Raw genomic sequence first — 22,020 nt, 5'->3', positions numbered from 1 at the left:
ACAGCCTCGATATGCGCTGCCGAACCACTTCCGCTGACCAGAATGACTGTTTCCTGATGATTGATAATCCAGCGTATTCGAAATACTCTGTTCTCTATGGCGAACAATCATGATGACCCAAGCCTCGATGACCTTTCCGTCCTGCTTTCCGTGCTGGAAGAAGGCGGGTTTCGCGCCGCGTCGAAACGGCTCGGGATTTCTCCGTCGAACGTCAGCGAGACCGTTTCACGGCTCGAGGCACGGCTCGGAGTACCGCTTTTGCTGCGGACGACACGCAGTGTCATGCCGACCGAGGCCGGGCGCAGCCTTGCCGAGCGCATCACTCCGCTGATTGCGGAAACACGGGCAGCTCTAGCCGATGCGGCTAGCTCCAAAGGCAGAGTCAGCGGCAGGCTCACGCTCAACGTGCCCGGTGCGGTCGTGCCGGATATTCTGCCGCCCATCATCGACCGTTTTCTGCTGCTTCATCCTGACGTGAAGGTCGAACTCGTGATCGAGAACAGTCTGGTGGATGCCATCGCCAAGGGGTGCGATGCGGGTATCAGATATGGTGAGCAACTGGCGCAGGACATGATTTCCGTGCCCATCGGGCCTCGCTCTCAACAGCTCGCGCTTGCCGCCGCGCCCGCCTACCTCGCGGCGCGCACCGCCCCTTGCGAACCGGAGGAGCTGCTCGATCACGATTGCATCCGCTATCGCCTTCCCAGCGGCCCCTTGTTGCCGTGGGAGCTCCGCAAGGGCAAGGAGGCGATAACGGTCGACCCGCGAGCGCGCCTGATCGTCAGCGTGAATTCGGTGCATACCGCGATAATCTATGCCCGCCTCGGACACGGAATTATCCGAACCTTCCGGAACTGGCTCGAAGATGACTTCGACGCAGGAACGCTGCGGCCCGTACTGCAAGACTGGTGGCCGACGGTCGACGGTCCGCGCCTCTACTATCCCGGCAGACTTGCGCCGGCACCGCTGCGGGCTTTCATAGAACTGGTCGCGCGGGAACGGTCGCCAACATGACCGGCCCCGACAAAACCCTCAAGCCCGGGCATTCGTCTGGTGTTCGGGACTACTGCGCTGCGCTTACGGGCACGTCTTGTGCCTCGGAGGCGCTTGGGGACGCCTCCGCGAACGGATCCAGCCAGTAAACTTCCATCAGGCCGCTACGGCCGCGCAGATGATGCTCTCCAACGGGACGGTGGTTTCGCTCGGCGGGAAGCTGCGCGATGGTATCCGCGCTTGCCAGGATGGTCACTTCCGGAGAGCCGGGGGCTTCCTTGCCCAATGTCTGCAGGCGCTCGGCCGCATTCACCGTGTCGCCGACGACCGTATAGTTCCAGCGGTCAAGCGCGCCGACGTTGCCGACAACGGCATGTCCGGTGTGAATGCCGATCCGCAGGCACATTTGCGGCCGCCCGTTCTGCGCCGCCTCCTCGTTGGCCGCGTGAAAGGCCGAGGCGATCCTTCGGGCGGTCCTTACCGCCGCTTCGGCATGGTCGTGGCGCGCATCCGGAGCGCCCCAGAAGGCCAGCATGCCGTCGCCCAGGAACTTGTCCACCGTGCCCCCCTCTCCTTCGACGGCTTCCACCAGAATGGCGAAGTGGTCGTTGAGGAGACCTGCGGTTTCTTCCGCGGAGAGATGTTCGGACAAGGCGGTGAACCCGACGATATCCGTGAACACGATCGTCAGCTCCGCGCGTCGCGCTTCGGCCGCCTTGCCGCCGCCGAGGCGCATGAGCTTGATGAACAGCGAGCGCGGCACGTAGGGGTTCATGGCCTTCAGGCCCTCCACCATGGAGTTGAAAGCCAGGGCAACCTGATCGACCTCCGCGACCCGGCTGCGCGGGAGCGGTTCGACCTCGTTCAGCGACAGGCTGCCGACCCGTTGCGACTGAACCGCGAGATTGCGCAGGGGGCGGGCAACCCGCAGGCCTAGCCAATAGGCGATCAGCACGGAAATCGCCAGGGCGCCGAAGCCGACGAACATCGAGCCCGCCAGTCGTTTGACTTCCCTGGAAACGGTTGCGCCGCGGTAATACTGCCCGACAATCCAGGGCTGGTCGCTGAACCCGTCGAGACTGGCCTTCATGACGATAAAACTCTCGTCATTGGCCTCGACACGCGAGACCTCGATACCCCGGTCGGCCGCTTTCTGGAACTCCTCGAGCCGCTCCTCATCAACCAGAGCGGCGATGACCGGGTCTCCCGCGGTTCTCCAGGGGGCTGGCAGTGCATTATTCATGCCTCCTCCGGTCTGGAGCCAGTCCTGATCGGAGTGCATGATCAGCTGACCTTCACCGGAAATGATAAAGACAGTGTTGTCGTTACCTTCATCCTGCGTGGTGACGATATGGGCCAGATCTTCCATTGTGCTGGCCGCCGTCAGAGTTCCGATCACCTTGCCGTCGCGCACCAGCGGGACCGATACATTTGCAAACAGACCGACTTCCTGACGCACGAGCGGTCCCCAGGTCGGAGGACTGTCCACCGCAAGCAGCGGAAGTTCCTGAACGGTCATTCCGGGAGGCGGAACATCGGTTTCGACCCGCCACAGCTTCCCCGACGGGGCCCGGAACATGCCGATCCGCCTGCCTTCCGGATCGGTCAAGGCCAATGTGCTCACATCTGCGTTGGCGCTCAGGACAATCGAAAGATCTTCCAGCGTCTTGTCCGGGTTGTCGAACCCGATCGTCCCGTTGTCGAAATAGGGTTTGAGCCCGATAACCGCATTTTCGACCGATTTGAAATGCGTGCGAAGCTGGGTTTCCAGTGCATCCGTACTCAGGATGGTCTTGTCGTTGAGAAGCGAGAACGTATTGCGGAAATTCGCCGAGACCGACAATCCCAGCACCAGACCGATTGCGATTGCCACGAAAGCGCCGAAGCCGAGCCCGACGATTGTCGTCAAGGGCCACTTCATGCGCCGTCCGCTGCGTTTCATGATCGCCATCGGGCGAAATCCTCTTTCAGTAGCGATCAGCTTACCTGCCAAAGTGTTGGCGTCAAATTAAGGCGAATCCCGCAAGCAATGTAACTGAACGGTCAGAAATTGTATCAGGACCGGTCCGGCGCGCGTTTTCTCAAGGCAAGTTCCTGCAACAGGATGATCGTCTTGGCGTCACAGATCTCTCCGGCTCGAATCATGTCCAGCGCTTCTGACAGGGGTATATGGAGGACCTCTATGTCCTCCCCCTCGTGCATTTCACCGCCACCTTCGGACACCTTGTTCCCCAGATGGTATGTGCCGGTAAAAAAGGAAAGGTATTCCGTTACCGAACCCGGGCTCATATGGACATCGAAGAGGTGTTCCAGAACGGAGATGTCGAAGCCGGTCTCCTCGATCAGCTCCGCCCGCATCCGATCCACCGGCTGAGCGCCTTCCAGCAGCCCGGCGGGCGTCTCGATGAGGAAAGGGTCCTTGCCGTTCAGCCAGACCGGTAGGCGGAACTGCCGGGTCAGCAGGACACAGTCGGTTTCAGGATTGTAAAGCAGGCAGGTCACGCCATTGCCCCCGTCATAGGCTTCGCGGGTCTGCTCCTGCCAGCTGCCGTCCCGGCGTCGTAATTCGAACCTGTATCTGGTCAGCGTGCCCCAGTCGTTGGAAAGGACACTGGACTCCAGAATTTTCAGAAACTCCGGCTCAGCCATGGCGATATCCAAAGTCGGGTTCACGGGGACGCCATGAAAGAGACATCCCCAGCGGGCGGGTCAATCTTAAATGTCCGGCTCGACGGCATCGGCCACCAGCCCGAGCTCTGCCAGGATTTCCTGCGTATGTTCGCCGAGCCCGGGCGCGGCGCGCTCCAGAACAAGAGACGCGTTGCGGAATTTGATCGGCGTGCGAACCGAAGCGACCGAACCGCCCGCGACCCCGTTCGCGGGCAACTCGACCTTCAGGTCCCTGTGCTTCACCTGCGTGTCATTGAAGACATCCTCGACGGAATTGATCGGCCCGGCAGGAACGCCCTCCAACTCCAGCGCATCGAGAATATCGTCGCGCATCCGCGTCGCGGTCTGTGCAGCCAGAAGCGGTACCAACTCCGAGCGGGATGCCACCCGCGCGGCGTTGGTGGCAAACTTCGGTTCCTCTGCCAGCTCCGGCAGGCCAAGCGCGCCGCACAGACGCCTGAACTGGCCGTCATTTCCGACGGCAATGATCAGGTGCCCGTCCCTTGCCGGAAAGATCTGGTAGGGAACGATGTTGGGGTGAGCATTGCCGAGCCGCTTCGGCGACTTGCCGGTGACGAAATAATTGAGCGCCTGATTGGCGAGAACACCCACCTGGGCATCCAGAAGAGCCATGTCCACCCATTCGCCCTCGCCCGTCTCGTCGCGCCGGCGCAGCGCGGAGAGAATTCCGACGACGCCGTAAAGACCGGTGAATATATCGGCGAAGGCAACGCCGATTTTCTGCGGCTCCCCCTCCGGCTCGCCGGTCAGGTCCATGATCCCGCCCATGCCCTGGATCATGAAGTCGTAGCCCGCGCGGTGAGCATAGGGTCCGTCCTGGCCGAAGCCGGTGATCGAGCAATAGACCAGCTTCGGATTGACCTCCCGCAGGCTTTCATAATCCAGGCCATACTTGGCAAGACCGCCGACCTTGAAATTCTCGATCAGGACATCCGCGTCCGCGACCAGCCTGCGGACGATCTCCTGCCCCTCATCGGTGCGAAAATCGACTGCAATCGAGCGCTTGCCGCGGTTGCAGGCATGAAAATAGGCGGCATCCCGGTCCTCGCCCGCCTCGTCCTTGAGAAACGGCGGTCCCCAGCCTCTGGTGTCGTCCCCCTGAGGGGCTTCGACCTTGATCACGTCCGCGCCGAGATCGGCGAGGGTCTGGCCCGTCCAGGGGCCGGCGAGAATCCGGGCGAGTTCGACGACCTTGATGCCTTTGAGCGGCGCGTTCATGCGCGAATCCTCGAATTTCAAGCTTCCGCGACCTTGCGGTAGATGTGGTAGCGGCCCGGGTGAATGCCTTCCGGCTTCTCAAGGGTTTCGAAATTCGACAGATGAAGTTCGAGCGCGGTCAGCACGTAACCGCCGACAGCCATGCGCTCGTCGAGCAGCGGTTCAAGCCAGTTGACGATGGCAAGATCGTTGGTGGGGTCTGCGGAACCGATATCGATATGAGCAAAGGATGCCCTGGCTCCGACGCGGGGACCGCAAAAGGCCAGCGTGTCGCGAATGTCGCCCAGGATCATGTGTTCGGCATCGGGTGCGCAGCTCGGGTGGCAGTTCATGGCCAGATCGAACACGAAGATTTCCTTGCCGGGATAGATTTCCCGCAGGTGATCATAGGTGCGGCCGTTGCCGAGGCCCAGCTCAAGGACAGGTCCCTCGACTTCGTTGACCTTGTCGACCAGATGCTCCAGCAGGATTTTCTGCGAGGTCATACGGCGGATAAAACTGTCCAGACGGCTCATTAAAAAACTTCCTGTTACTGACAACGCTCCTCACATAGACAATGCCTTGCGTCAGGTCAAAGCCGTCTCCGACAATTCACTGTTACGGTCTCCCGGCCGACCCGTTGGCCTGGCAAGGGAAACAGGTCTTTGCCATGAACCCCGATCATGCTAACGGCTAAGCGAAAGGCGGGTTTCCTTTTTTCCCGCCGCGATTTGTTCAGCTGATCTGCTTCAGGAGACCTCGATGCGTTCCGAAACGGCGCCGGCCATCCGGCTGGAAGACTATCAACCGCCCGCCTATCGCATCGACAAGGTTCATCTGGACGTTCTTCTCGACCCGGCGGCAACGAAAATCACAGCCACGCTGTCGGTTGCCCGGGCAGAGGGCACCAAAGAAGGTGCGCCGCTGGTTCTCGATGGCGACGAGTTGGCACTTGCCGGCCTGAAACAGAACGGCGAAGACCTGCCGGGATCCGCTTATGTGGCAGCGCCGGACCGACTTGAAATCAAGAGCCCGCCGGCCGCGCCTTTCGAGCTGACCATCGAGACCGAAGTCAATCCGGACGCCAATACCAAGTTGATGGGGCTCTTCCGGTCCTCGGGAACCTATTGCACCCAGTGCGAGGCGGAAGGCTTCCGCCGCATCACCTATTTCCTCGACCGGCCCGATGTTCTGGCGGTCTATACGACCCGCATCGAGGCACCGAAGGCGGATTGTCCGGTGCTGCTCGGCAACGGCAATCTCGTTGAAGAGGGTGCCGTTGAAGGTACCGACCGCCACTACGCCGTCTGGCACGACCCGCATCCCAAGCCCGCCTATCTGTTTGCCCTTGTCGCCGGAGACCTCGCCGAAGTTCCCGACAGGTTCACCACGTCTTCGGGGAAGGATGTCGCGCTCAACATCTACGTGGAGCACGGCAAGGAAACCCTGTGCGCCTGGGCGATGGATTCGCTCAAGCGCTCGATGCGCTGGGACGAGGAAGTCTTTGGCCGCGAATACGATCTGGATGTGTTCAACATCGTCGCGGTGTCGGATTTCAACATGGGCGCGATGGAGAACAAGGGTCTCAACATCTTCAACGACAAATACGTTCTGGCAGCCCCGGAAACCGCGACCGATCAGGACTACGCCAATATCGAGGCGGTGATCGCGCACGAGTATTTCCATAACTGGACCGGCAACCGCATCACCTGCCGAGACTGGTTCCAGCTCTGCCTCAAGGAAGGCCTGACCGTCTTCCGCGACCAGGAATTCTCCGCCGACATGCGCTCGCGTCCGGTCAAGCGTATCGCCGATGTGAGCCTGCTGAAATCCCACCAGTTCCCGGAAGACGCCGGACCGCTTGCCCACCCCGTGCGTCCGCGCCTCTATCACGAGATCAACAACTTCTACACGGCCACGGTTTACGAAAAGGGCGCCGAAGTCGTGCGCATGCTCAAGACCCTGTTGGGCAGTGAGACATTCCGTGCGGGCCTCGACCTCTACTTTGAGCGCCATGACGGCGAGGCAACGACCATCGAGGCGTTTCTGGCGTGTTTCGAGGAAGCAGCCGGCACCGATCTCGGTCAATTCGCCCTGTGGTACGATCAAGCCGGCACGCCGGTGGTGACGGTCAAGACACGCTACGATTCCAGCCACCAGACCTTTTCCGTTTCCCTCGCCCAGGAAATCCCGCCCGTGCCGGGACAGAAATCGAGCAAACCCGCCGTCATACCGCTTCGCTTCGGTCTGATCGGCCCCAATGGCGAGGACATCGACATTACAAGTGCGCCCAAGGGCGCCCGGATTGCCGGTGACGTCATTGTGCTTGAGAAAGCCCGGCAGGAGATAACGTTCCGCAATATTTCTTCCGCGCCGGTCCTGTCGCTGCTGCGCGACTTCTCCGCGCCTGTCCGCCTCCACCAGGAACTCCAGTCGGACGAGCTTCAGTTCCAGGCCGCTCAGGACAGCGATCCCTTCAACCGCTGGCAGGCGGTGCAGACCCTTGCAATGCAGGACCTCGTCCGGCTGGCAGGTCTGATCCGGGACGACAAAGCCGCCGTGCCTTCCGAGGATGTCATACGGGTCTTCGGGTCGGTGCTGAGCGACATGTCCCTGGACGCCGCGCTGAAGGCCCAGGCCCTCACCCTGCCGAGCGAAGCCGACATTGCTCAGGAGATCGGCAAGGATGTCGACCCGGATGCTGTCCATGCGGCCCGCAAGCTGCTCCGCCAGGCCGTTGCCCGCCAGCATGGCGATATTCTTCTCGGCCTGGTCACCGGACTGTCCGGCGATGCCGCCTATTCCCCGGATGCCGCCGCAGCCGGGAAACGCGCCCTGTCCAACCGGGCGCTCTACTACTACGCGGCCACCGGAGCCCCCGATGCCGCCGGGCTGGTCTGGGAGCTGTTCACCAAAGCCGACAACATGACGGACCGGCTGGCGGCGCTGACCCTTATGGTCCATGACCACATGCCCCGTGAAGCGGAGGCCATCGAGCTCTACAAGGCGCGGCACGAGACAAATTCGCTCGCCATGGACAAATGGTTCATGGTTCAGGCGACAGCGCCTGGAGACGAGACGCCGGCGAAAGTCCGCGCCCTGATGAAACAGCCGCTTTACGATGCAGGCAATCCGAACCGTGTGCGGGCCTTGCTGCAGTCCTTCGCCACCGGGAATCCTACCCAGTTCGCCCGTGCCGACGGAACCGGATTTGAGCTGATTGCCGAATCGGTTCTGGAGATCGACAAGCGTAATCCGCAAGTCGCCTCGCGCCTCCTCACCAGTTTCCGCTCCTGGCGCGCGCTTGACCCACAACGATCTGCCCTTGCTGAATCTGCCCTCCTGAGGGTTTCTTCATGCGAAGATCTGTCAAGAGACAGCCGCGATATCGTCGACAGAACACTGCAATAGTGGGCAATACTGTGAGAAGTTAACGCGAGACCAGCAAAGACGGGCACGCGTTAACCATTTTCTTCTTGGCCGGGGCTGGACAAAAACAGACCTTTTGATTCAAATGGAAGTGATTCGGGGCGATCTCCGAGGCGGCGGATTTTGAGGCACACTTCCTATGGCGCGAGCAATAGCTGGCGACGCGATTTCGCGGCGCGGCGAGAAGGAGTCGGATAGCAAGACGAGCGCAAGCCGGGCAGGCTTGCCCTTGCAGTCTCTGTTCGCTTCCCTTCTGGAAAGCCTTTCGCGCACGGACGGCTTCATGCGCCGCGCCATTCCCGGTCTGGCGATCCTCTTCATTGTCATCCTTGCAATGTTCCGTACCGGCGAGCTGATCAACAGCTTCTCGGAAACCCGGCAAACCGCCCAGAGTACGCTCAGCCTGATGGCGACCGTCGTCGCCAACAGCCTTGGCGATGCAGAAGCCGCGCTGCCGGAAGCCGGTTACAGGACAATCCTGAAACGCAATCTCGCCAACAGCCTTCCGGCCGGCGCAACCAGCAAGGGCCGGATTTTCCTGGTCACGGATGAGACGGGCAAGATCGTCGCCTCAGCACCGCCGCAGCCGGCTCTGGAAAATCGTCCGGTCACCGATATTCTCAGCCCGTCCCAGCCCCTGACCGTCTTCGGCGCACGCGCGGGCGTCCTGTCCGTTCCTGCGGACATCGGCGGCGGCGATGGAGACGAACAGGTGCTTGCCACCGTACATTACCTTGACGGCCGTCTGGGCATGATTGCCGTCCTGCAGCCGGAAAGCCAGATCTTCGTCGAATGGCGCGACGAGCTGTCGACGAATGTCACGCTTTTCGTCGGCACCTCCCTGGTTCTTCTCGCGATGATCTACGGCTTTTTCAGCCAGGCGACGCGCGCCGAGGCCGCAGATGAGATGTATGCCGCCACGAGGGCACGGATCGACACCGCCCTCACCCATGGACGCTGCGGACTGTTTGACTGGGACCTGTCCAGAGGACGGATGTTCTGGTCCTCTTCGCTCTATGAGCTTCTCGGCCGGGAGCCGAAGGACGACATCCTGAGCTTTGCCGACGTTGCCGACATCACCCATCCGGACGACATCGACCTGCTCGGCCTTGCCGAACATCTCTTGGAAAGCGGCGAAACGCTTGTCGACGAGACTTTCCGGATGCGCCACGCCGACGGCAGCTGGATCTGGCTGCGTGCCCGGGGAGAGATTCAGTCCGAGACGGGCCGGGCCGAGCCGCATCTGATCGGCATCTGCATCGATATCACCGAGCAGCATCGGCTGGCCGAGCAAAGCCGGATGGCGGACCTGCGCCTGCGCGATGCGATCGAAACAATTTCCGAAGCATTCGTTCTGTGGAACCACAAAAACGAGCTGGTGATCTGCAATTCCAATTACCAGTCGCTGCATAGCCTGCCGAGTTCGGTGATCAAGTCGGGCACCCCCTACAAGGACGTGATGGCCGCCGCCTCGAACGCGGAAGTCGCGCCGCAGCCGGTCACTGTCACCCAGCGCGGCGGCGCGCCGGACGGCTCCTATGAGGCGCAGTTGGAAGACGGCCGCTGGCTGCAGATTTCCGAACGCCGCACCAAGGACGGCGGTTTCGTTTCGGTCGGCACCGACATCACCGCGCTGAAGAAACACGAAGAGAAGCTGCTGGACTCCGAACGCCGGTTGAAGGCCACTGTCACCGACCTGCAGAAATCCCGGCAGACGCTGGAAGTCCAGGCCCGTCAACTCGTTGACCTGGCGGACAAGTACCAGGAAGAAAAGACACGGGCGGAAGCGGCCAACAAGGCGAAATCGGAGTTCCTGGCCAATATTTCGCATGAGCTCAGAACCCCGCTCAATGCGATCATCGGTTTCTCGGACATCATGACCCAGGAAATGTTCGGGCCGATCGGCACCGATCGTTACAACGACTACTGCAAGGACATCTATTCCTCGGGAACTTACCTGCTCAACGTGATCAACGACATTCTCGACATGTCCAAGATCGAAGCCGGACGGATGACCATCGAAACGGAAGCGGTCAATGCTTCCGCCGCCGCGGAAGACGCCAGCCGGATCGTCACGGGAGCCGCGACGGAAAAGAACATCACCGTGAACACCGATCTGCCTGCGGATATCTCCGTCCAGGCGGACAAGCGGGCATTGAAGCAGATCCTGCTGAACCTGCTCGCCAACGCGGTGAAATTCACCCCCGACGACGGCACGGTCACCCTCAGGGCGCGTCCGCGCGGCGACAAGCTGCGCTTCGAAGTGAGCGATACCGGCATCGGCATCTGCGAACGGGACATTGAACGTCTCGCCCAGCCCTTCGTTCAGGTGGAAAACCAGTTCACCAAGACCCACCAGGGCTCCGGCCTCGGTCTTGCAATCGCCCGGTCTCTGGTGGAACTGCACGGCGGCACCCTGACAATCCAGTCGGAAGTCCGAAAAGGCACGACGGTCAGCTTCACGCTGCCGCTGGCGGACCCGGACGCGGCCTGACCCGGCGCCCCCTGCCCCCGGCTTTCAGGACGATTCCGAATCGTCAGGTTCGGCGTCTCACCGTCAGTTGCCCGTTTATTCGGTATTCCAGCCGGTTTGCTCGAGGCGTCCGTTTCCAAATACATGTGAATCAATTGTAAAAAGCGACAAGAACCCCATCATCTCCGCGGCTTCGCGGTTGTGGACTGGAAGGTTTTTGTTTCTACCTGTTTTATCAAGAGTTTGTGTCTTCAGGGAGTGCCCCGGCGTCACGCGCTCATACTGGAGCCAATCGGCTTAGCCGCCGACTATCGAACGCAGGCAGGAACCGATGCCCTTCTCACCGATCTGTTTTCCGCGGAATGCCAAAAGTCTCTCCGCTGCATGTGTTCCCTGCGCGTCCCGACAGCGCCGCGCAACTCTGCTGCTGGCAACGGCCATGACCGGCAGTCTCGTTCTGTTGCTGACCCCGATGTCGCCTGCCCTGGCCTCTATCGATACTGTTGACGGCGCCAGCTACACGGTGATCGGCAGCGGCGCCGGGGCCCCGGGCACACTGGGCCATCCGTGGGCAAATGGCGGCGCGATCACCATTGGCGACAGCGGCACAGGGTCGGTGGCCGTTTCGGCCGGCGGCGAGGTCACGAGCGCTGGTGGGTCTCTCGGCAAACAGGTCGGTTCCGAGGGGACGATCACGGTGGACGGGGCCGGGTCTCAATGGCTCAACAGCGTCGACCTCGGCGTTGGCGAACTGGGCACAGGGACACTGACCATTACCAACGGCGGCAAGGTCACGACCGTCCTCGGGCAGATTGGCAACCAGGCCGGTTCCGAGGGAACGGTAACAGTGACCGGATCGGGGTCGCAATGGGTCACCACCACAGGTGTCAATGTCGGCAATCAAGGCACGGGCACGCTGATGGTTTCCGACGGCGGCAAGTTCAGCGGCGACGACATCGATATCGGGTGGCTCACGGGCTCGACCGGCACCGCGACCGTCACGGGTCAAGGCTCTCTCATCGAGGCGGCCAACGGGTCCATCCTGGGCAATGACGGCTCGGGAAGTCTGACACTCGCCGACGGGGGCAAAATGACCCTTAACGCGGGCAGCGGCACACTGAGCATCGCAAAGAACGGCGGGTCCACAGGCACGCTGAACATCGGCGCGGCGGCAGGCAGCGCGGCGGCTGCGGCCGGAACGCTCAACTCCGACACCGTGGCCTTTGGCAGCGGCACCGGCAAGATCGTGTTCAATCACACCGAAACCGATTACGCCTTCGATGCCGACATCACAGGCAGCGGCACCCTTGTCAGTGAAGCCGGTGTGACAAAGCTCAGCGGAGACCTGTCAGGCTTCACGGGGACCACCACCATCAACGGCGGCACCCTCGCCTTCAACAGCACCTTCACCACGGCGATCACGGTCGCAAGCGGCGGAACCATCGGCGGCACCGGAACGGTGAGCAGTTTCTCGCTGTCGTCCGGGGCCACCGTCGCGCCCGGCAATTCCATCGGCACACTCAATGTGGCGGGAAATGTCAACTTCGTTTCCGGCTCCACCTACGCGGTCGAGGTCGACAAGGACGGTAACTCCGACAAGCTGGCCGCCACCGGCACGGTCACCATCGACAGCGGTGCCAAGGTCACCGTCGAGGCTGAAAACGGCACAGACAACGGTTCCACCTATAACACCTCGACCACCTACACGATCCTGACCGCAGGTAGCGGTGTCACCGGTACCTTCGGCTCCGTGAGCGACAACTTTGCCTATCTGGACGCCACGCTCGGCTATGGCGCCAACGCGGTCACCCTGACGCTGACACGCAACAGTTCCGGCCTGGCGTCCACGGCCAATACGGGAAACCAGCGCGCAACGGCCAATGGTGTACAAAGCCTGGGGTCGGGAAATACCGTCTACGACGCAGTCGTCGTGCTCAGCGGGGCGGACGCAAGAGAGGCTTTCGACAGTCTTTCGGGCGAGGTGCATGCCTCCGCCAACACGCTTCTGGTCCAGCAGAGCCGCTTCGGCCGCGATGCCGTCGGCGAACGCATCCGCGGCGCCTTCGACGGCCTGGCGGCCGGCGATCTGCCGATGATCGCCTTCAATGGACCCGGCGAGGCGCCGGACAGCTCCCTGGGCGTCACCGCCTGGGGCAAGGCCTATGGCAGTTGGGGGGAAACCAGCGGCGACAGCAATGCGGCGCAAGTGGATCACACCAGCGGCGGCTTCTTTCTCGGTCTCGATGCGGACATCTTCAACGGCTGGCGCGCCGGTATGCTGGCCGGTTATGGCAAGAGCAGCTTCGACGCCGATGCCCGCGCCTCGTCTGGAGATGCCGACAGCTATCAACTCGGGGCCTATGCCGGCCGTCAGTTCGGCGCGATTGCTCTGCACCTGGGCGCCGGTTACGCCTGGCACGATGTCTCCACCACGCGCAATGTCAGCGCGGGCACGCTGACAAATACCCTGCGGGCCGACTATGCCGCCTCCACGGCGCATGTCTTCGGTGAAGCAGGCTATATGTTCGAGACCGGGTCCGCCCGTATCGAACCCTTCGCGGGAGCTGCCCTCATCTATCAGCAAAGCGATGGCTTCACCGAGACCGGCGGTGCGGCGGCACTCACCGTTGCCTCGACCTCGCAGACCCTGGGTACCACCACGCTTGGCGTTCGGGCGGAAACACAGATCGCCGCCACCGGCGCGTTCAACGCCGCATTGTTCGGCAGCCTCGGCTGGCGTCACGCCATCGGCGATCTTGATGCGGCCTCGACGATGCAGTTTTCCGGCGGCGATGCGTTCGAAATCTCCGGAACGCCGCTCGACCGAGACGCAGCTCTGGTCGAAGCCGGCCTGAACCTCGGCTTCAGCGACAGTGTCAAGGGCTCCCTCAGCTACAACGGCGAACTGGGCGCAACCGCTCGCGATCACGGCATATTCGCCAGGCTTTCGGCACGGTTCTAGAGAAATTCGCGTTGAATTGAATTCGGGAAATCGCCCGAACGCATTTACCATGTAAATGCAGCTGTGGGCGCCTTCCTGAGCCTCATGTCTCCGATTGGACGCGACAGGCTCTAATTTACCGGCGGAGGTGGCGGCGGAGCATTCAGGATGGGGTTGCCTTGAGTTTCCGGGTGTTCCGTGTCCAGCCCCGCTAGCCGGAAGATTGTCTCCACCCGCTGTTCAAACTCCATCTTCTGGCCCATCTCGCGGACGGCGTTCACCTGTTTTCTCTGTTCCCCGGCAATATCCAGATGCATCCCGTGTCTCGGATTGGCGTTCTGAAACCTGCTGAGGTTGATACCGGCCCTGCTGCTGAAATCCTGGCTCATCTCTTCGGGAAACTGTGTGCGCTCCAGCGCGGTGAAGATGAGGATTGCCCGGTACATTCCGAAGCTCTGACCGTCTGTCTCACCGGCTTCGAACCTCTGGCTGTTCGGCCTTTCCGGGTGAATGTCCGGCGGCTCGGCGCCATGTCCGATGCCTGTTCCGACTGACGCAACCAGTTTCGGAAGTTCCGACCCGAAGTATCTTAGGTTTCTTTTCTTGTACTTGGTGATGATCCTGATGACTTCCTGGCGTGTTTCCCTGTCTTTGCAGTAGACAAGGACGGTGTCGCTCTTGACCGCACCGGGTGCTGCGACTTTCGCGCTGGTGACGCCGGGCAGATGCCAGACCTTCTTCAGGATCGCACTGAACGCATTCGCCCTCGTCGGCTCCTTGAGATTCACATAGACACGTTCGGTGCATGGGGGCATCGGACGCTTCTGAAAATGGATGAATGCGGCGACCCAGTCCCTCGGTTCCGGGAAATCTGCAAGATCCCTCATTTTTTTCACTTCGTTGGTCTGGCACAGGTATCTGATACGCCCGTCAAGCTTGTTGTGCAGTTTCCTGTAGAGCGTTCCGGAGAAGGTGGTCATCGTCCTTTCGGAGACACGCTTGCCGGCGGTCGCGCCGCAGATGTAGCCATAAATCTCCCTGACCGCCCGGTTGCCCGGCGACATATGCGTCTGTCCTTTCGGCCGACCTGTGGCCCGGGCCTTTTCCATCAGTTCCGCCCGTCTCAACCAGGCCCAGTCCACAATGTTCTTCAAGTCCCGATGCAGCGCCATTTGATCTCTCCGTGCACTTCGCCTGGAGCGAATTTGGAGGATCGGGCCCACACTTCCCTGTGCCGCGCGTCACCGCGCAAGCACGCGCCGGTCTTTTTCCGATAGTGAGACACTGCGCACCCCGGCTTACCTAAACCGCGGCAGGTTCGGATCCAGCACGGCCTTCGCCCCCCTGGAAGGCCCTGCCCGATCAGTCCCCGGCGGGTTGAACCTCACCGACGAGCCGGACGAACGCTGCCCGCACCCTTGCCTGGAGGTCGGCAAGTTCCGTTTCCAGCCGGGCAAAGGTCGGACTTCCCGAGACCTGGACCAGAAGGTTGAGGACCCCGCCGGGCGCTTCCGCCGGGACAAATTTTCCGGTGAGGGTCAAGCGCAGAACCTGGGTCAGGCGCTGATAGAGCCGCAGTGCCTCCAGCAGCAATTCGGCCTCGCCGATTTCCAGGCAGCCGGCATCACGCAGAAATTCCAGCGCCTGCTCGGTTCCCTGCGCCAGAACGGCCGGGTTTTCCCCGGCGTGCGCAAGTTGAAGGCACTGGGCAATGAATTCAATGTCGACCAGTCCACCTCCGACCTGTTTCAGATCCCAGATGTCTCTTGTTCCCTTGTCCTTTTCAATCCGGGCACGCATCGTTCGCACATCGTCGGCAAGCTTCTTCGTGTCGCGCGGCTGCGTGAGTGTCCTGCAGATATTTTCGTAGATCTTCTGCCGGAACCTCTGAGACGTGGAGGCAATCACCCGGCCACGGGTCAGGGCCATGTGCTCCCAGGTCCAGGCGCTCTTTTCCTGATAATCGATGAAGCCGTCCAGATTGGTCGCCAGCGGCCCGGCATTTCCGGACGGACGCAGACGGAAGTCGACTTCGTAGAGAGAGCCTTCCGCCGTCGGCGCGGACAGGGCGGTGACCAGGCGCTGTGTCAGGCGGGTGTAATACTGCGGGATCGCCAGAGGCCGCTTGCCATCGGACATCTTCGCGTCCGGCGGAGCCTCGTAGAGCAGGATCAGATCGAGATCGGAGGCAGCGGTCATTTCCCGGCCGCCCAGTTTTCCCATGGCAAGCACGGCGACGTTCCCGCCCTCAACCTTGCCGTGGCTCTCCCCGACATGGTTCATGACCTGCGTCAGGATACGGTCAACCACCACCTCGGCCAGCCGGGCCAGCGCGAAGCCGACCCTGTCAGCGGACAGCGTATCGGAAATCAGGCGCAGGCCGATGAGAAACTGCTGTTCCTGGGTAAAGATCCTCGCGCGGTCCAGGGCCTCTTCGTAAAATCTCGCCTGCCCGAGCGTCCGATCAAGGCCGGTGCGGAACTCCTCGACACTCGGCATCGCGCCGAAGAAGGCCGGATCCAGCACGGCATCGAGCACATGCACCCGTTTGGAAACCGTATCGGCCATGCGCGGTGCGGCGCCCATGGTGGTGGCGAGAAGCGTCAGGAGGTGCGGATTGGATTTCAGCAGGGCAAAGAGCTGCACGCCCGCCGGCAATTTCGCCAGAAAGCTGTCAAAGGACCGCAGCGCCGCGTCGGCATTCTCCGTGGCGGCCAAGGCCCCGAGAAGAGTGGGATGCAGTTCCGTGAGCCGTTCGCGCGCCTGGGACGAGCGGGTGCACGGGTAGCGTCCGAAATGCCATGATTTGACGATGGCGGCGGCGTCCGCCGGGTTCTTGAAGCCGAGCCCGGAGAGCGTTTCCAATGTATTCGGGTCATGATCGTCACCCGTAAAGACAAGGTTGCCGAGTTCTGACGACAGCGCCGGCTCGTCCTCGAAAAGTTCCGCGTAATGATGCTGGACCTTGCGCGCATGTTCCAGGAATTCCGTTTCGAAGGCCTGAAGGCTGTCAAACCCCATCAGCGCGGCGATACGCATCACCCCTTCCCTGTCCTTGGGCAGAAGCTGGGTCTGCTCGTCGTTGAGCATCTGGATGCGGTGTTCGACAGTGCGCAGGAAGCGATAGGCTTGCGCCATCTCGTCACGCGCTTCCGGACGGATCCAGTCCGCCTCGCAAAGTGCGTCCAGCATGTCCAGCGTCCGCCGGCCCCGGAGGGCGGGATTGCGGCCGCCGGCGATGAGCTGCTGCGTCTGGACGAAGAATTCCACCTCGCGAATGCCGCCACGGCCGAGCTTCACGTTGTGCCCCGCCACGGCGATGACACTGTGGCCCTTGTGCATGTGGATCTGCCGCTTGATCGACTGGACGTCGGCGATCGCGGCGAAATCGAGATATTTACGCCAGATAAAAGGAACGATTTCCTGCAGGAACGCTTCCCCTGCCGGAATATCGCCCGCGCAGGGCCGCGCCTTTATCAGCGCCGCGCGCTCCCAATTCTGGCCGAGGGATTCGTAGTAGACCAGTGCCGCGGGAACGGACATCGCCAGCGGAGTCGCCCCGGGATCGGGACGCAGGCGCAGATCGGTGCGGAAGACATATCCGTCGGCGGTTCTGTCCTGCATGATCTTGACCAGCCGCCGCGTCAGCCGGACGAATTCCACCGGGGCTTCCGCCGTGCCCGCCATGGGAGCCTGTTCGGGATCGTAGAGAACGATCAGATCGATATCGGAAGAATAATTCAGTTCGTTGGCGCCATGTTTGCCCATGGCAAGCACGATCAGGCCGCTGCCTTCTTCCGGTTTTTCCGGATCTGGCGGATTGAACTTGTTGCGGCGGGCAAGATCGTCCAGGCAGAACCGGATCGCGGCCGTGAGCGCGGCATCGGCAAAGCCGGCAAGGGCTCCGGTCACCAGGTCGAGATCCGCCGCTCCGCAGACATCGGCAAGACCGAGGGTCAGGGCCAGATCCTGCTTCAGCAAACGCAGCGCCCGCATGATGCCGGCCTCGTCCTCGGCGCGCGCTTGTGAGGCATCGGCCAGAATTCGCCTGATCCGGACTTCGGGACCTTCCTCGAGAATATGCAGAAGCCTTGAGGGGTCGGTCAGCATGAGATCGCGCAGGAAAGGCGAGTTGCCGATAATGCCCGTCAGGAAATCTTTCACTTCCGGCTTCTTCTGAAAGAGCGCACCGAGGGAAGCCCCGGCTTCTGCATGCGCAAGAAGGTCCTTCAGAAAAAGAGCCGCATGGACAGGATCGGGAGCTACCGGAACCACCGAAATGCGATCGGCGAGCGCGGCTTTTCCGCCGTCATCTTCCAAGTGGCTGTCTTGCGTTTTCGGATGTCCTGCCCCGTCCATCACCACCCCCGTCACCCACCGTTGCCAAATCGATCCGGGCGGAAAGGCCCGGACCCTTACTGTTGAAGTGCAATTCTCCACCATGCAGGCGTGCCACCGCCTTGACCAGGCTCAAGCCCAGGCCCGTGCCCGGTTCGGAACGGCTTTCCTCCAGGCGGACGAAACGTTCCTTGACCCGGTCCTGATCCTTTTGCGGAATGCCGGGACCGGCGTCCGTTACGGTCAGTACAACGCGGCCGGCCTCTTCCTTGCCGGACAGGCGGATCAGCAGCTCGCCGCTTTCCGAGCGGCCGTATTTTAGGGCGTTTTCAATGAGATTGACGAGGACCTGGCTGATCAGATCCTTGTTGCAGTCCGCCTTGAGACCAGCGGGAACATCCGTTTCCAACCGACCGCCTTCATCCTCGATCAAGGGTTCGTAGAGCTCGGCGATCTCCGCGACAAGCTTGTCGATGTCCACCGGCCCCATGACCGATCCGGGAGCCGTGGATTCGATCCGGGCGATCCGCAGAAGCGCGTTGAAGATGCGCAGCAGATTGTCGGTTTCCTCGAGCGTCGCTTCCAGCGCCGGACGATACGCCGTTTCCCCCTCCGCCTCGCGCAAGGTGGTTTCCACGCGGGTCCGGAGCCGCGTCAGCGGGGTCTTCAGGTCATGGGCGATGTTGTCGGTCACATCCCTCATCGACTGCATTAGCAGTTCGATCCGCTCCAGCATGGCGTTGAGGCTGACGGCCAGCCGGTCGAATTCGTCCTCGTTGCCCGCCAGCGTCAGCCGTCTGGACAGGTCACCATTCATGATGGTGCGGGCGGTCGCGGAGATTTCGTCGATACGCTTCATCACCCGGCGGCTGACGAACAGCCAGGTGATCACTGCCATGATCACGACCAGGATCAGCCAGAGCCGCAGAGCATTGGCCAGCAGATTTGAAAAGAGCAACTGGTCGCCGAGATCCCGGCCGACAAGCAGGCGGAACCCGCCGCGCAGTTCGAATATTCGGACCATCGCCTGGCGTTCGATGTCTTCCGTGTCCTGACCGAGGCGCGTGTAGCGCACCCTGCGCAGCCCGCCATCGGCCTCCTCCAGCACGATGGTCGGCAGGCGCGCGATGTTCCCGGCCAGGGCATTGCCTGCGAAATCGACCAGCAGGTAGAGGCTGGCGTCGGGGTGGCGGGAGCGGCGGTCGATGGTGTCCACCAGATCGCGCAGCCCTCCCCGCACATAGATGTCGGACAGTCCCTTCAGTTCCGCGTCAACGGTCTGGACAACCTGCTCCGACATCAGCGTGTCGGTGCTGTCGGAAATATAAAACAGCAGGAACCCGGACATCACCGTGAAGACGGCGATATAGAGCAGCGACAGCTTGAAAGCGGTCGTTCTGGTGAATTTAGTGAACCGTGTCACGGATGGTGTACCCGGCGCCGCGGATCGTATGCAGGAGCGGTGTGTCAAATTCCTTGTCGATCTTGCCGCGAAGCCGGGAAATATGGACATCGATCACGTTCGTCTGCGGATCGAAGTGATATTCCCAGACGTTTTCCAGCAGCATCGTGCGGGTGACCACCTGGCCGGCGTGCTGCATGAGATATTCCAGCAAGCGAAATTCGCGCGGCTGGAGCGGGATGTCCGTTTCGCCGCGCCGGCAGGAACGGGTCATGCGATCAAGTGTCAGGTCACCGACGGTGTAGGTCGTTTCCACCTGCTGGGCCGACTTCGGGCGTCGGGCCAGAGCCTCGATACGGGCCTGCAGCTCGGTGAATGCGTAGGGTTTGGGAAGGTAATCGTCACCACCGGCCTGAAGGCCTTTCACCCTGTCGTCCACCTGACCAAGCGCGGAAAGGATCAGGGCCGGGGTGTGGTTGTTTTCCCGGCGCAGTTCCTTGATGAGCGAAAGCCCGTCCAGCTTCGGAAGCATCCGGTCGACGATGAGAATATCGTAGCTGCTGTCGATGGCCATCTGCAGCCCGGTCTGTCCGTCGGCCGCCTGGTCCGCCGTATGGCCGAGTTCACTCAGGCCCTTGACGAGATAACCGGCAGCTTCGGGATCATCTTCAATAACGAGAATTCTCAACATACCCCCCTTTTACCTTGAGTTGTGTCGGAATAACAATGGCCGGGGCGGCCATGCCGGGTTCTTTACGTTGAACCCAAGGCAAGGACCGGTCCGTCGGGTTTCGGGGCAGAGGGCGGACCGGCCCTGCCGTCAGGTACCGGCTCCCGAGGGAGCCGGTTCCCGATCAGGCGAGGTTCATGGGAAGGGCCACGAACCGTGTCGTTTCGTTGGCTTCAACCCGGAACAGAACCGCCTTGCGGCCGTCCTTTTCAGCCTTTTCAAGAGCCTTGAGGACATCTGCGGGGCTTTCGACCTTCACGCCGGCAACTTCCAGAATGGCATCGCCGGGATTGAGACCCTTCTCGGCAGCAGCGCTGTCAGGGTCGATTTCGGCGATGAAAACGCCCTTCCCTTCAAGACCGGCCTCTTCCCGGGTCATCAGCACAAGGCCGAGTTCGTCCAGGCTGGTTTTGGTCTTTTCAGTCTGCGTTGCCGCTGCGACCTGTTCCTTCTCCTGCAGGCGGCCCAGCGTGACCGAAACGTCCTGCTCTTCGCCGTCGCGCCAGATCGTCACGTCGATGCGTGTGTCCGGATCGTAGGTGGCGATGATCTTGGAAAGCTCACGCGGACCTTTCACGCTGGCGCCGTTGACGGCCAGGATGGTGTCGCCCGAGCGCAATCCAGCCTTCTCGGCCGGGCTGTCTTCCTGTGCTTCCGCGACAATCGCGCCGCGAGCCTCATCAAGGCCGAGGCTTTCGGCGATATCATCGGTGACGTTCTGGATCTGAACGCCCAGCCAACCGCGAACGACGGTCCCGTCATCCTTCAGCTCCATGATGACATCTTGCGCGGTCGAGGCAGGGATCGCGAACGCGATGCCGACATTGCCGCCGGAGGGCGAGAAGATCGCCGCGTTCACACCGATGACTTCGCCGTGCATGTTGAAGGCCGGACCGCCGGAGTTGCCCCGGTTGACGGGCGCATCGATCTGGATGAAGTCGTCGTAGGGACCTGCGCCGATATCACGGCCGCGGGCGGAGACGATACCGGCCGTAACGGAGCCGCCAAGGCCGAAGGGGTTGCCGATGGCAACTGTCCATTCGCCGACCTGCGGTGCTTCCTTGGCGAATTCGACATAGGTGAAGTCCTTGTCGCCCTCGACCTTCAGCAGAGCCAGATCCGTACGCTTGTCGGCGCCGATCAGGGTCGCGTCAAATTCCTTGCCGTCCTGGTCGATGACCGTGAACTCGGTCCCCTTGTCGATCACATGCTGGTTGGTGACGACATAACCGTCTGCGGAAATGAAGAACCCAGAGCCCTGCGACATGCCGTACTGACGCGGGGAACGACGCTGGTTCTGTCCTTCCTCGCCGCCGCGGCCGCCGAATTCACGGAAAAACCGCTCAAAAGGATGTCCTTCCGGAAGCCCCTTGAAGAATTCCTGGGAATTGTCCTTGCCGCCGAAGTTCATCATCCGCGGCTCCACGGCCTGCTTCACCTGAACGGAGACAACGGCCGGGCTGACAGTGCGGACAACCTGGGAAAAGTCGGTCGGCGCCTGTGCATCCACACGAACCGCGTCCGCAAATGCGAGCTGGCTGGGAACAATGGTTTGCGCGCTCAAGAGGCCGGCGGCACCAAGTGCAACCGCTCCTGCCATCAGCTTGGCGCGGCGGGACCGCAAGAGTGAGACTGAGCCACGATTTTTCATATTTTCTTCCTCTACCGACATTCGACTTGAAGGTCACTTTGACCGCGAGCGGGGATTCGCGCGTCTGGTTCGATGAGGAAGATAGGCAAGCCATCCTTACAGGCGCCTGTCGGTAGCATTACGTTTTTGTAAGGTTGCCCCGGAGCCGATGGCAATTGCTCGCATTTAAGACAAA

13 protein-coding genes are annotated in these 22,020 nt (G+C 61.6%); 4 read left to right on the top strand and 9 right to left on the bottom strand.

Annotation, left to right across the window (positions count from 1 at the left end):
• Positions 1-96: 96 nt before the first annotated feature.
• On the top strand, positions 97-1,014 hold the full coding sequence (locus tag Q1B40_RS07570) for a LysR family transcriptional regulator (RefSeq protein ID WP_299812018.1): 918 nt from the start codon (positions 97-99) through the stop codon (positions 1,012-1,014).
• 49 nt (positions 1,015-1,063) lie between these two features.
• Here the strand turns inward: Q1B40_RS07570 and Q1B40_RS07565 are convergent, their stop codons facing one another.
• The 4 genes from Q1B40_RS07565 to Q1B40_RS07550 all read right to left on the bottom strand — a co-directional run bounded on the left by Q1B40_RS07565 (position 1,064) and on the right by Q1B40_RS07550 (position 5,417).
• Complete coding sequence (locus Q1B40_RS07565) at positions 1,064-2,944, bottom strand: adenylate/guanylate cyclase domain-containing protein (RefSeq protein ID WP_299812016.1); 1,881 nt, start codon at positions 2,942-2,944, stop codon at positions 1,064-1,066.
• 104 nt (positions 2,945-3,048) lie between these two features.
• Positions 3,049-3,642: an NUDIX domain-containing protein gene (locus tag Q1B40_RS07560; protein WP_299812014.1), complete on the bottom strand. Its 594-nt coding sequence runs from the start codon at positions 3,640-3,642 to the stop codon at positions 3,049-3,051.
• 66 nt (positions 3,643-3,708) lie between these two features.
• Positions 3,709-4,902 (bottom strand): CaiB/BaiF CoA-transferase family protein, encoded by a 1,194-nt coding sequence (locus tag Q1B40_RS07555; protein ID WP_299812012.1) that lies wholly within the window; start codon positions 4,900-4,902, stop codon positions 3,709-3,711.
• A gap of 17 nt (positions 4,903-4,919) precedes the next feature.
• Complete coding sequence (locus Q1B40_RS07550) at positions 4,920-5,417, bottom strand: class I SAM-dependent methyltransferase (RefSeq protein WP_299812010.1); 498 nt, start codon at positions 5,415-5,417, stop codon at positions 4,920-4,922.
• A 226-nt stretch (positions 5,418-5,643) separates the two neighbouring features.
• Between Q1B40_RS07550 and pepN the strand changes: the two genes are divergently transcribed.
• From pepN to Q1B40_RS07535, 3 genes are all read left to right on the top strand, one after another.
• Complete coding sequence (gene pepN, locus Q1B40_RS07545) at positions 5,644-8,292, top strand: aminopeptidase N (RefSeq protein WP_299812008.1); 2,649 nt, start codon at positions 5,644-5,646, stop codon at positions 8,290-8,292.
• 157 nt (positions 8,293-8,449) lie between these two features.
• Entirely contained in the window at positions 8,450-10,804 is a 2,355-nt protein-coding gene (locus Q1B40_RS07540; RefSeq protein WP_299812006.1) for a PAS domain-containing sensor histidine kinase, read from the top strand.
• A gap of 418 nt (positions 10,805-11,222) precedes the next feature.
• Entirely contained in the window at positions 11,223-13,745 is a 2,523-nt protein-coding gene (locus Q1B40_RS07535; RefSeq protein ID WP_299812004.1) for an autotransporter domain-containing protein, read from the top strand.
• A 110-nt stretch (positions 13,746-13,855) separates the two neighbouring features.
• On the opposite strand, the gene Q1B40_RS07530 is transcribed toward Q1B40_RS07535, so the two are convergent.
• From Q1B40_RS07530 to Q1B40_RS07510, 5 genes are all read right to left on the bottom strand, one after another.
• Positions 13,856-14,896: a T3SS effector HopA1 family protein gene (locus Q1B40_RS07530; RefSeq protein ID WP_299812002.1), complete on the bottom strand. Its 1,041-nt coding sequence runs from the start codon at positions 14,894-14,896 to the stop codon at positions 13,856-13,858.
• Between the two features lie 190 nt (positions 14,897-15,086).
• The gene (locus Q1B40_RS07525) at positions 15,087-18,044 is read right to left on the bottom strand and encodes a bifunctional [glutamine synthetase] adenylyltransferase/[glutamine synthetase]-adenylyl-L-tyrosine phosphorylase (protein ID WP_299812000.1); all 2,958 of its coding nucleotides are present in this window, start codon (positions 18,042-18,044) and stop codon (positions 15,087-15,089) included.
• Positions 18,034-19,485, bottom strand: a complete 1,452-nt coding sequence (locus Q1B40_RS07520; protein WP_299811998.1) for a HAMP domain-containing sensor histidine kinase — start codon at positions 19,483-19,485, stop codon at positions 18,034-18,036. The genes Q1B40_RS07525 and Q1B40_RS07520 overlap by 11 nt, the downstream gene beginning before the upstream one ends.
• Positions 19,469-20,155, bottom strand: coding sequence for a response regulator transcription factor (locus Q1B40_RS07515; protein WP_299811996.1), 687 nt, complete (start codon positions 20,153-20,155; stop codon positions 19,469-19,471). The genes Q1B40_RS07520 and Q1B40_RS07515 overlap by 17 nt, the downstream gene beginning before the upstream one ends.
• 163 nt (positions 20,156-20,318) lie before the next feature.
• Complete coding sequence (locus Q1B40_RS07510; protein ID WP_299811994.1) at positions 20,319-21,845, bottom strand: Do family serine endopeptidase; 1,527 nt, start codon at positions 21,843-21,845, stop codon at positions 20,319-20,321.
• Positions 21,846-22,020 lie beyond the last annotated feature (175 nt).

Origin of the sequence: uncultured Roseibium sp., from assembly GCF_947496995.1 — a bacterium.
Classification (GTDB): Bacteria; Pseudomonadota; Alphaproteobacteria; order Rhizobiales; family Stappiaceae; genus Roseibium.
The sequence above is the reverse complement of the archived record's forward strand: the minus strand, read 5'-3'. Positions and strand labels throughout refer to the sequence as shown.

Excerpts from the sequence above, each read along its gene's own strand:
- Q1B40_RS07540 (WP_299812006.1), top strand. The coding sequence starts at position 8,450 with ATGGCGCGAGCAATAGCTGGCGACGCGATTTCGCGGCGCGGCGAGAAG.
- Q1B40_RS07555 (WP_299812012.1), bottom strand. The coding sequence starts at position 4,902 with ATGAACGCGCCGCTCAAAGGCATCAAGGTCGTCGAACTCGCCCGGATT.
- Q1B40_RS07560 (WP_299812014.1), bottom strand. The coding sequence starts at position 3,642 with ATGGCTGAGCCGGAGTTTCTGAAAATTCTGGAGTCCAGTGTCCTTTCC.
- pepN (WP_299812008.1), top strand. The coding sequence starts at position 5,644 with ATGCGTTCCGAAACGGCGCCGGCCATCCGGCTGGAAGACTATCAACCG.
- Q1B40_RS07565 (WP_299812016.1), bottom strand. The coding sequence starts at position 2,944 with ATGGCGATCATGAAACGCAGCGGACGGCGCATGAAGTGGCCCTTGACG.
- Q1B40_RS07550 (WP_299812010.1), bottom strand. The coding sequence starts at position 5,417 with ATGAGCCGTCTGGACAGTTTTATCCGCCGTATGACCTCGCAGAAAATC.
- Q1B40_RS07535 (WP_299812004.1), top strand. The coding sequence starts at position 11,223 with ATGACCGGCAGTCTCGTTCTGTTGCTGACCCCGATGTCGCCTGCCCTG.
- Q1B40_RS07570 (WP_299812018.1), top strand. The coding sequence starts at position 97 with ATGGCGAACAATCATGATGACCCAAGCCTCGATGACCTTTCCGTCCTG.
- Q1B40_RS07530 (WP_299812002.1), bottom strand. The coding sequence starts at position 14,896 with ATGGCGCTGCATCGGGACTTGAAGAACATTGTGGACTGGGCCTGGTTG.
- Q1B40_RS07510 (WP_299811994.1), bottom strand. The coding sequence starts at position 21,845 with ATGAAAAATCGTGGCTCAGTCTCACTCTTGCGGTCCCGCCGCGCCAAG.
- Q1B40_RS07515 (WP_299811996.1), bottom strand. The coding sequence starts at position 20,155 with ATGTTGAGAATTCTCGTTATTGAAGATGATCCCGAAGCTGCCGGTTAT.